Consider the following 8,845-nt stretch of genomic DNA (forward strand, 5'->3'; position numbering starts at 1 on the left):
GATGTCAATTTTTTGGTGCTAAAATACCATTTCGATAACATCGCAATTCGATTGTAGGTAAGATTTAAATCCAGAGTTATATATGAGCCTCGATTCTCTAATCAGTGTTGCTGTTGTAATTCCAAAGTACGGATTGGTCGGTGGAGCAGAGGGCTTTGTTTTTAATTTGACTGAACGGTTGGCCCAACGCGACGACTTCGATGTGCATGTCATTGCCAACCAATGGCGTTCAGGGAATGCTCCGATTACCTTCCATAAAGTGCCTATCATACGCTTTCCCCGCTGGCTTGGGCCTGTCAGCTTTGCCTATTTTGCCCAAAAAGCGATTCAAGCCGGTTCTTACGACATTGTTCATAGCCACGATCGAATCTTTGAGATGGATCTTTTTACTTTCCATGGCATTCCTCACAGAACCTGGATAAAAGAGACGAAACGAAATCGTTTAAGCCTTTTTGACCGGGCCATGGTCTGGGTGGAACAAAAAGCATTTAACAACCGGAATGGTCCCATCATCATGCCGGTTTCAAACCTGGTTAAAGAAGAGATTTTGAAAGTTTATGATATTCCTGAGTCCAGAATCCAGACCATTCATCCTGGTGTTTCATTTGAACGCTTTTCCTCTCTTGATCGCCAGGTTTGCCGTCACGAAATTCGTCAACACCATGGCTTGGCCCCGAACGATGTTGTTGTTTTGTTTGTCAGCATGAATTTTGAGCTCAAACGGCTGGACCTTGTTATAAATGGCATCGCAGATGTGACTGCAAAAGAAGATCACAACGTCAATATGAAACTACTGGTCGTCGGAAAAGGTGATTCCAAAAGATTTATGGCCATGGCTGGCGATCTGGGAATCTCCGAACAGGTTATTTTTGCAGGTGTAACCGATGAGGTGGAGAAATATTATTTGGCCAGTGATATCTTTGCCATGCCATCTAAGTTTGATACCTTCGGGTTGGCGGTTCTAGAAGCTATGGCCGCCGGTTTGCCGGTGATCATTACCCCCAGAGTCGGTGCCAGGGATATCGTAGAGTCCGGATTAAGTGGTTTTATACTTTCTGAAAATCCATCGGTTTCGGAAATGACTGCGGCATTGACTGCACTGGCAACACACGAAAAACGCATGCAAATGGGCGAAAACGGTCGGCAGATTGCTCTTAGGCATAATTGGGATAATACGGTCGATAAGGTGGCCGACCTTTACCGCCAATGGACTGCGGGAGGAAAAATTTAGTGGACCAAGCACCGGAGAAATGCATCCTGTGCCAGACCTCGGAAAGAGAACTGCTGATCGAAAAAGACGATTGGAAAGTCTATCGGTGCCCCACATGCGGACTCGGTTTCCTCGACCCACGGCCATCTGAAAGTGAGATAGAGAGATTGTACCGTAGCGATTATTTCTCAGAACGATATGATGAGGGGCTGGACCCCGAATCCAAGCAATTTCTCAAAAGGATCAGCTGGGAGCAGCATCGCACTCGATTTGTCAAGTCGATAAAGCGTTCCGGTAGTCTGCTTGATATCGGATGCGGATACGGATACTTTCTCGATGCCTGCCGCCGGCAGGGCTATCAAGTCCAGGGGCTGGATGTTTCCGAATGGGCGGCCCGGTACGCCACTGACAAACTGGGCCTTTCGATAGCCGTCGGGAAAATCAATGATGCAGCTTTTCCGCCTGAAAGCTTCGATATAATTACCATGTGGCACTCTTTAGAGCATGCACCGGATCCTCATACGGCCATACAAAATGCCAAATTTTGGTTGAAACCGGATGGAATTTTAGTTATTGATGTGCCCAACTATGAAGGGACAGACGCCCAGCAGATCTGGTACCAATGGGACGGCTGGTCCCTGCCGTACCATTTTTGGCACTTTACCTTTAACAGCTTGACGCGACTAATAGACCAGTATGGTTTCAAAGTTATAAAGCACAAAGATTACCACTCGGACGTTGTCAAAGCAAAGTTAAAGCGCATACCGATTGTAAGCCTTTTTGCCCGGCTGGTCGCTAAAATGTATTCCGGAACGAGTGTGGCGGTAATTGCAAAGATAGAATGAAGGGCATATGTTGTTCAACATGAAATTTCAAAACATCTCGACTGGGCACTTAAGAAGTCAGACTCTCCAGAGCAAAATCCCTTTGGTGATGGCCACAGCTGTGCCAGGATTGTTGACATTATTAAACAGGGGTTTGCTTAACTGTTGACGATCGCTTGGTTCTCCTATGAATCATAATTATCTCAAACGCATCGCCGTGGTAATACCGAAATATGGACTCATCGGCGGGGCGGAAGGCTTTGTGTATAACTTAACCGAACTTTCGGCTTAGCGAGACGGGTTTGATATACAGGTTTTTACTGATAAGCGGCGTTAGGGAAAAATCCGCGATGACCTTGCATGGCATCTCTCATAAGACATGGATAAAAAAACAAAACGAGATCGTTTAAGTCTTTTTGATTAGGCTATGGCTGCTAGTCTATCGGGCATAATTTCTGGGAGGATAGCTGATCAGGTTGTCGAACTGTATCGAATTATTGAAACAAAACAAAGATGATGAGATATATACGTCTTTTTAAAGAATTGTCCAACTGGTTGTTGTATATTAAAGTCAAACTGGGCCTTACCAAAGCGGATCCTTTAATATTCGAGACGCGGAACAGGATTGTTATCGAGGTGCCACGAAGACTCTTGCATGAATTTAAGGAGATCTTCATGGAGGGGAGTTACACACGTGGTTTGGCACTAACAGTTCCAGATCGTCCAACAATTATTGATATTGGTGCCAATGCAGGTTTTTTTACTTTCTTTGCCGCATCGCGGTTTCCGGGCGCAAAAATTTTTTCATATGAACCGGTTGAAAGTAATTATAGACAACTCGAGCGGAATCAAGCGTTAAATAGCAATGTTCAGGTTTTGTGTTTTCAAAAGGCGGTTTACGGTTATTCCGGTGAAATCACATTAAGCTTTGATCCCAGAGACAGCTTTACCACCTCTGCGAGTGTTTTCGGCTATTCTGATTCCCAGCTAAAAACAGTTCAAGTTCCTTGTGTGACCTTGCCGGAGATATTCGATAAACATCAGCTCAAGCGATGCAACCTGTTAAAAATGGATTGTGAAGGATCTGAGTTTGAGATTTTGTACAACTGCCCTGTAAGTTATCTGCATCGTATCGATCAGATGGCCATGGAAGTTCATGGACGCAAAGAGGCAAGTCATAATATCACATCGTTGGAAGGTTATTTAAATTCGATTGGTTTTAAGACGCGGCGGCACGAGGAGCATATGCTATGGGCCTGGCGTCGACCCTAAGCCAGAAAGCTGTCGTGATGGTTGACAATCCCGAAGCAATAACCTAAATTCACCATCAAAATCGTAAAGATATTGATAACCATAGGCAAAATTGCTGCAGGTCCATATTACTAAAGAAATTCGTAAAATTAGGCGGTTGATTTTTGAATAAGCGAATATTTGGCAAAAGCAACTTACTTCGATAGTTTAGGGATTTCCTTTTTCATGCAAGATTCAGGCATAATCTTAATGATGATTAATAAATTGGTGGTTCTTGACACGTTACGGGTTACACATTATAATGCTCCTATATTGAATTGAATGTTGAATGATTACTTACAGAAAACCAACCCACCCAGGAGAAATCCTACGAGAGGATGTCATTAAACCTCTTGGTCTAACAGTAACCGAAGCTTCAAAACGCTTGGGAGTTACGCGAAAAACCTTGTCAGCGTTAATTAATTGTAAAGCATCAATGAGCCCAGAAATGGCAGTCAGAGTGAGTAAGGCAACAAGGACATCTCCCGAAAGCTGGCTAAACATGCAGGCAAAGTTAGATATCTGGCTTGCAGAGCAAAAGCCTACTGATGTTGAAGAATTTGGTGAAATTGCCTTAGCATAGTTTAACGTTTCGGAAATTCTAAAGGAACGATATGCATATACGAAAACGCGTTATGGTTACCGGCGGGGCCGGATTTTTGGGCTCCCATTTATGCGAGCGTCTGCTGGACGAAGGCTACGATGTCTTGTGTGTGGACAACTATTACACCGGCAGCAAAAGAAATATTGCTCATCTCTTAGGTAATCCCTATTTTGAACTTTGCCGGCATGATATTACTTTTCCTTTGTATGTTGAAGTCGATGAGATCTATAATCTGGCCTGCCCGGCCTCTCCCATTCATTACCAGAACGATCCGGTTCAAACCACCAAGGTGAATGTGCACGGTTCCATCAATATGCTGGGGCTTGCCAAGCGGATTAAGGCCAAGATTCTGCAGGCCTCGACCTCAGAGGTGTACGGTGATCCCACCGTACATCCCCAGCCGGAAAGCTATCACGGCAACGTTAATTGCATCGGCCCCCGGTCTTGCTACGATGAAGGCAAACGTTGTGCGGAAACCCTGTTTTTTGATTACTTTCGCCAGCACAATCTTAAAATCAAAGTGGCCCGTATTTTCAATACCTACGGCCCCAGAATGCATCTTAACGACGGCCGGGTTGTTTCCAACTTCATCGCCCAGGCTCTGCAGGGCAAGCCGCTGACGATTTTTGGTGACGGAACCCAGACAAGGTCTTTCTGCTATGCGGATGATCTTGTTGAAGGATTGATAAGGCTCATGCAAAGCCCTGATGATGTTACCGGCCCTATCAATCTTGGAAAACCCGATGAATTCAAGATCCTGGAATTGGCCGAAAAGGTGATTGAGCTGACAAACTCATCATCCGAGATTATTTTCAAGCCGCTACCGGCTGACGATCCTCAGCAGCGCCGGCCGGATATTACATTAGCCGGTAAAGTCCTCGGCTGGGAACCTAAAATCAAACTGGCGGAAGGCTTGAAGAAGACTATTGCATATTTTGAAGAAGTCTTAAGAGCACTTTGAGCCGATACCTGGCTTTAAAATTTAATAAAGGGAGATTATTATGGCAATAAGTAAGGACCTTCTTGATATTCTTGCTTGCCCCAAGTGTAAAGGCGACATATATCTGACCGATAAAGAAGACGGGCTTATCTGTGATGCCTGCAAACTTTTGTATGAGATCCGGGATGATATTCCGATTATGCTGATTGATGAGGCCAAGCCTTTGGACGCATAGCCGATTTATACTCTAAACGGTTTTATTATGTCCTGAAAAACCTGGTTCACTGGACCAGGTCAGAGATACCGGCTCTGCCTTGGAGTTTTGTGTCTAAAAACACAAATTCCAAGCACCAAATTCCAAATAAATTTCAAATTCCAATATTCAATGACCAAAACCTTTCAGGACGAGACATTGTTTGGCCTCCGGCCCGTAGGGGCATCGGGCCTACGCCCCGGAGGGATTTTTGAATTTTGGTCATTGTTATTTGTTTGATATTTGTTATTTGATATTTGGAATTTAATTTGCTTCATTTGAGATAGGTGCACCCCTATAGGGCAAACCAAGGCCTGGTCCTCTGGGCCAGGATTCTTTATTCTTCCTCAAGCGAAGCGCTCTTAAAGCATAGCGGTCTTATTTTACGAATGACAAATAACGAATGACAAGTTCCAAAGCTATGAGTCGACCCCAGCTGCCCAAGCCTGCTAAACTGTTGATAGGTCTGATCATGCAGGAAAAGCGCTATATTGCTGCTGCGGCCGAGGCCTTGATCGAAAAGTTCGGGCCTGTGGATATGGCAAGCTCATGGCTTCCGTTTGATTATACTACCTACTACGAACCTGAGATGGGGGCACCCCTTTTCAGGCGCATACTGGCTTTTAAAACACTCATAAAACAGCGTGAATTGGCTCAGATCAAGCTTGCAACCAATGAACTTGAGCAGGAATATTCAACCGGAGGCAAACGGACGGTCAATATAGATCCGGGATACATGCTTCATGAACGCTTTGTGCTGGCAACCGGTAAGAATTACAGCCACAGGATCTATATCGGCCGTCGGATTTATGCGGATCTGACCTTGATTTATGAAAAGGACCGGTTTCGAGCATTACCCTGGACATATCCCGGTTATGCCGACGAAAGGATGCTTGCTTATCTGCAACAGGTACGTAACAAATATGCACTCGATTTAAGGAGCACGTAAAAACCAACCTGGACAAGCTGGAAATATTTTTTTTGCCACAAAGGCTTAGTGCCTTGGTGGCAATGAGTGGCAGTGAGAAAAGTTTTGTCACAAAAAACAAAAAGACCACAACTAAGGAACTAAAAATGATTAACAGTATGACCGCATACGCCCGGGCGGAGAAAGCGACCGAACAGTTTAAAGTTTCGATTGAAATACGCTCCTACAACCACAGACACCTTGATTTTGCGATTCGCCTTCCGCACAACTATCTGGAACTGGAAGATAAGATTAAAAGCCTGGCGGCGGAGAAGGTTAGCAGGGGGCGTCTTGAAGTTAAGCTGCAAATCATTGATGAATCCGAAGATGCTTACGGCTTTGAGATCAATGAACCCAAGGCGCGGGCGTATCATGAGGCCCTTTTGCAGCTGAAAGATCGGTTTGACATTGATACGGCAATATCACTTGAGCTTTTGGCAGATGCCGGTGGAATTATTGTGCCCGGCGAGACTAAACGTGATATCCAGGCACACTGGCCGATAATCGGAGACTGCTTCAATGAAGCCCTGGATAAGCTTATCGTAATGCGCAAAAGAGAAGGCGATTTTATGTCCGAGGATATTGTTGGCCGGCTTGATTTTATTGAAAAGAGGCTGGTTCAAATCAAAAAAGAATCTACGGGCCTTTTAGACATATATCAGGAGCGCTTAAAAGAACGCATCTTGGTGTTAACCAAAGGAATGATAGAGATAGATCCTGCCAGGGTTGCACAGGAAGCGGCGTTTATTGCCGACAAAAGCGATATTTCCGAGGAGATCGTAAGGTCTGAAAGCCACATCCAGCAGTTTCGTATGGTTATGTATTCGGAGGAACCTGCCGGCCGCAAACTAAATTTTTTATTGCAGGAATTGAACCGTGAGTTCAACACTATAGGATCCAAAACTGAAAAAGTTAGTGTATCCCACCTGATTGTTGAGGTGAAGTCCGAACTGGAAAAAATAAGAGAGCAGGTACAAAACATTGAATAGCATCGTGTGTTGATAGAACAGGGGTATTATGGAACAGAATCTATTGAATATTGGTTTTGGGAATAGTGTGGTAGCCGAAAGAGTTATAGCAATTGTATCGCCGAATTCCGCACCTATGAAGCGACTTAAAGATGATGCCAAGGCTGAAAAACGCCTGATCGATGCCACTCATGGCCGTAGAACCAGGTCTATCATTGTGATGGACAGCAACCATATCGTTTTATCGGCGATACAGGCCGAGACCATATCTCATCGTTACGCAACGCTTAAGGAGACTGAATAACCCGTCATGAATGAGCAGGGGGACAGATCCGCCAGTTCAAATTCCATAGAAATGAATAACTGCAAGGGTCATCTTTTCATTTTATCCGCACCGTCAGGAGCCGGCAAGACAACCCTTGCCAAAGCCATTCTGAACCGATTTGCAGATATGCTTTATTCGGTATCGTATACTACCAGAGAGCCCCGCAATGGGGAACAGGATGGCCTTGACTACCACTTTGTCCAAAGAGACCTGTTTAAAAAATATATCAAAGAAGGCAAATGGGCGGAATGGGCGGAAGTCCACGGCAATTATTACGGCACTTCGGCCGAATTTATAGACAAGAATTTAGCCGCCGGTCGCGACATTCTCCTTGATATCGATGTTCAGGGTACCATCCAACTGCTTGAGCGATATCCTGACAGTATTACGATTTTTATAATGCCTCCTTCACTGGACATACTTCGCAGGCGCCTGGAATTGCGAGGCACCGACAGCAAGGCGGTCATAGCAAGACGCCTGGTAAATGCCAAGAAGGAGATGGCCAGACAAGACCTCTATCGTCATGTCATTATCAATGATCAGCTATCTGAAGCTATTAAAGAACTGATCTCGACTATAGAAAAGTATCGCGCTTTATGAAAAATCCATTAATGTTCGTTGATAGTTGTCAGTTGTCCGTTGCAAAGGACAAAGAAAGTCTGTTAATTCAATTATATTTTCACAATCAAAATAAATATTTCATGAGAAATGCGGAAAAAAACAGAGATACTATACGGCATCCATCCGGTTTCTGAAGCTTTGAAGGCCCGTAAGAGAAATTTTTTTGAACTCTACATTGCCAAAGATAAAATTTCAAAACGCCTCCATAAAGTAGTTGAAGCGGCTGAAGCATTAAATGTACCCATCAAAAAGGTAGAGACCGCCAAGCTTGAAAAGATGACGGCCGGTAATCATCATCAAGGAATCGGTGCCGCGGTAACTCCGTATCCTCTGGCCGGCATTGCTGATATTGTTGACATTGCCGGCTCCGCCAACGCGAACTGTTTTTTACTGCTTTTGGATAATGTCATAGATCCTCATAACCTTGGAGCATTGGCAAGAACAGCGCTTTGTGTGGGCATCGACGGTATTGTCATTCCCAAAGATCGATCTGCGCTGCCGACGCCGGCCGTATCAAGGGCGTCCGCCGGTGCCCTTGAACACGTAAAGATCGTATGCGTAACTAACATGGTAAATACTATCAAGGCGTTGAAAAAAAAGGGGCTGTGGATTGTAGGTCTGGATTCAGCTGCCGACCGTTCCATTTTTTTAGATGATTTAACAGGCTCAATCGGCATTGTCATCGGGGGAGAAGAAAAAGGGATCCGTCCTCTGGTTAAAAAACAGTGCGATGTTTTAGTCTCCATTCCTCAAATCGGCCTGATTAATTCTTTAAATGCTTCGGTGGCGGGGGGGGTTGTTATGTATGAGGCTTTCAGGCAGAGGAGCCTCCGGAAGTGACTA

General features: G+C 44.8%; 11 protein-coding genes. All 11 read left to right on the forward strand.

The features are described 5' to 3' along the window. Window positions 1–82 precede the first annotated feature (82 nt). Entirely contained in the window at window positions 83–1,231 is a 1,149-nt protein-coding gene (locus V3S16_RS11270; protein WP_413884974.1) for a glycosyltransferase family 4 protein, read from the forward strand. After that, window positions 1,231–2,055: a class I SAM-dependent methyltransferase gene (locus tag V3S16_RS11275; protein WP_413884976.1), complete on the forward strand. Its 825-nt coding sequence runs from the start codon at window positions 1,231–1,233 to the stop codon at window positions 2,053–2,055. The genes V3S16_RS11270 and V3S16_RS11275 overlap by 1 nt, the downstream gene beginning before the upstream one ends. Window positions 2,056–2,709: 654 nt before the next feature. After that, window positions 2,710–3,306 (forward strand): FkbM family methyltransferase, encoded by a 597-nt coding sequence (locus V3S16_RS11280; protein WP_413884978.1) that lies wholly within the window; start codon window positions 2,710–2,712, stop codon window positions 3,304–3,306. 307 nt (window positions 3,307–3,613) lie between these two features. Then, on the forward strand, window positions 3,614–3,907 hold the full coding sequence (locus V3S16_RS11285) for a HigA family addiction module antitoxin (protein WP_413884980.1): 294 nt from the start codon (window positions 3,614–3,616) through the stop codon (window positions 3,905–3,907). Window positions 3,908–3,938: 31 nt separating this feature from the next. Continuing rightward, a complete protein-coding gene (locus tag V3S16_RS11290) occupies window positions 3,939–4,889 on the forward strand; it encodes a UDP-glucuronic acid decarboxylase family protein (protein WP_413884982.1) in 951 nt (316 codons plus the stop codon). Window positions 4,890–4,929: 40 nt separating this feature from the next. Further along, entirely contained in the window at window positions 4,930–5,103 is a 174-nt protein-coding gene (locus V3S16_RS11295; RefSeq protein ID WP_413884984.1) for a Trm112 family protein, read from the forward strand. A gap of 439 nt (window positions 5,104–5,542) precedes the next feature. Next, a complete protein-coding gene (locus V3S16_RS11300) occupies window positions 5,543–6,070 on the forward strand; it encodes a DUF4416 family protein (RefSeq protein WP_413884986.1) in 528 nt (175 codons plus the stop codon). Between the two features lie 125 nt (window positions 6,071–6,195). Then, on the forward strand, window positions 6,196–7,077 hold the full coding sequence (locus tag V3S16_RS11305) for a YicC/YloC family endoribonuclease (protein ID WP_413884988.1): 882 nt from the start codon (window positions 6,196–6,198) through the stop codon (window positions 7,075–7,077). A gap of 28 nt (window positions 7,078–7,105) precedes the next feature. Next, window positions 7,106–7,360: a DUF370 domain-containing protein gene (locus V3S16_RS11310; protein ID WP_413884990.1), complete on the forward strand. Its 255-nt coding sequence runs from the start codon at window positions 7,106–7,108 to the stop codon at window positions 7,358–7,360. A 6-nt stretch (window positions 7,361–7,366) separates the two neighbouring features. Continuing rightward, a complete protein-coding gene (gene gmk / locus V3S16_RS11315; RefSeq protein ID WP_413884992.1) occupies window positions 7,367–7,981 on the forward strand; it encodes a guanylate kinase in 615 nt (204 codons plus the stop codon). A 108-nt stretch (window positions 7,982–8,089) separates the two neighbouring features. Further along, window positions 8,090–8,842, forward strand: a complete 753-nt coding sequence (gene rlmB / locus V3S16_RS11320) for a 23S rRNA (guanosine(2251)-2'-O)-methyltransferase RlmB (RefSeq protein WP_413884994.1) — start codon at window positions 8,090–8,092, stop codon at window positions 8,840–8,842. Window positions 8,843–8,845: the final 3 nt, after the last annotated feature.

Origin of the sequence: Candidatus Desulfatibia sp. (assembly GCF_036446775.1) — a bacterium.
In the GTDB taxonomy this organism is placed as follows: Bacteria; Desulfobacterota; Desulfobacteria; order Desulfobacterales; family UBA11574; genus Desulfatibia_A.